The organism is Nocardiopsis sp. TNDT3, assembly GCF_003427465.1.
GTDB classification, from domain to species: Bacteria; Actinomycetota; Actinomycetes; order Streptosporangiales; family Streptosporangiaceae; genus Nocardiopsis; species Nocardiopsis dassonvillei.
The window spans coordinates 1-1,627 of the sequence record NZ_QPFC01000424.1; the positions used below are offsets into that span (position 1 = coordinate 1).

A 1,627-nucleotide genomic window follows, 5' to 3' on the forward strand; every position below is an offset into this window, starting at 1 on the left:
TGACGGGGTCGGGGTACGGCGGCTCCGGCGCGATCCGGGCCACGTGGCGGCTGCGGCTGCTGGCGGGGCAGCCGGGGGCTCTGGGGCGCCTGGGCGCCACGGCGGTCCCGGACAGCACCTCGCGCCGCTGGAGCCGCGGCCCGTACGTGCGCTCGGCGACCGTGACGCCCCTGGGGTCCGGTGACCTCCAGGTCACCGTCGCCGACGTCCACGCGTGGGAGGCCGTCCGGCGACGGATGCCCTGACCGGGGAACGCCCTCAGGCCTGCCCGGTGCGGATCATGCGCTGGGCCAGGCTGAGCCGGTCCAGCAGCCAGTCGGGCAGGTGGTCGGCGCCGCGGGGGAAGTGCTGGATGTCCTGGTGGAAGTTGCGGGGGTCGGGTTCGACGTCGAACTCGGGCGGGGCGTCGTGGTCGAAGTGCGCCCCGATCTCCCGCGACTCCTGCACCGTGAAGCGGGCGGTGAACCACGTGCCCTTGCCCGGCTGGTACATGCCGGTGCGCAGCCGGTCCAGCAGCCGTCCGACCTCGGGGAGGAGCAGGTCCCACTCCGTGCCGCCGTCGGGTCTGCGCACGCTCACCCGTGACGAGGAGATCCCGAACAGGCCCCGGTAGTCGACGACCACCTCCGTCCAGGGGCCGTGGACGGCGTCGAGGGTGCGGTCCACGATCTCCTGGACGGTGTCCATCATCTCCTCGGGGGTCATGTCCCCCGGGGACATCCGTGCCCGCGACTCGGGACGCGAGGCGATGAGCAGGCTCCAGGGAGACCCGCCGTCCTGCGTCTCGGGTACGCGGTCTCCCTCCAGCCGGTCCCGCAGCCAGGCGGGGACGTGCTCGTCGTCGCGGGGGAAGTGCTCCAGGTCGAGCAGGTAGCTGGCGTCCTCCCGCGGTTCGTCGAAGTGCGGCTCGTTCTCGTAGTCGTAGCGGACGCGGTAGCTCGCGGGCCGGTCGATCTCGTAGTAGGCGGTGTACCAGGTACCCGTCCCCTCGGCGTACATCCCCGTGCGGATCTCCCGCAGCCGCTCCAGGGTGGACAGCGGAGGAACCCAGCCGCTGCTGCGCCCGCCCTCGAACATCACCTCGAAGAGGGCCGTCTCGCAGGCGCCCAGTCCGGAGTACACGAGCCGGAGCTTGACCCAGTCGTCGGGGGCCGCCCGGAGCAGGTCCGTCCCGATCCTGCGGAGGAGCTCGTCCTGTTCGACGGGGGTCATCGCTTTACGGGCGCTCATGTCCTCGCCTTCGCTTCTTCTGCGGTGGAATGGGTGCGAATCCGACCACGCACCACGACTCGACACGCGTCGGACAGGGTCCATCCTCCCTGTGCGGAACCCGTCATGGGCCCCACACTCGCCAGAAAACCGCCAGACAATTCCTACGAAGTCGCGCGGCCCCGGGACCCGTTGCGCGTGGGCCCCCGGTCGCCGCTCCGCCATCTCGCGTCCCAACAGGGCGAACACCCGTCACACCGGTCCCGCAAGCGGCCGCGGTCGTCCACAGGCCCTACCGCTTCCCGACATGCCCGGATAAGCTGCGCTGGTCGGGACGTTGTCCGGGCGTGTTCGCGTGCTCACCACGCGCGACGCGGATCGGCCCTCCCCCCTTCCTCCGCTCCCCTCCTCCCGGGAG

2 protein-coding genes are annotated in these 1,627 nt (G+C 71.7%); one reads left to right on the forward strand and one right to left on the reverse strand.

The window, feature by feature from the left end; genetic code table 11:
* The coding region (locus DQW06_RS11155) for a hypothetical protein (RefSeq protein ID WP_157983408.1) at positions 1–245 on the forward strand (245 nt) is incomplete at its 5' end.
* A gap of 13 nt (positions 246–258) precedes the next feature.
* Here the strand turns inward: DQW06_RS11155 and DQW06_RS11160 are convergent.
* Positions 259–1,230, reverse strand: a complete 972-nt coding sequence (locus tag DQW06_RS11160) for a hypothetical protein (RefSeq protein ID WP_013151595.1) — start codon at positions 1,228–1,230, stop codon at positions 259–261.
* Between the last annotated feature and the right edge of the window lie 397 nt (positions 1,231–1,627).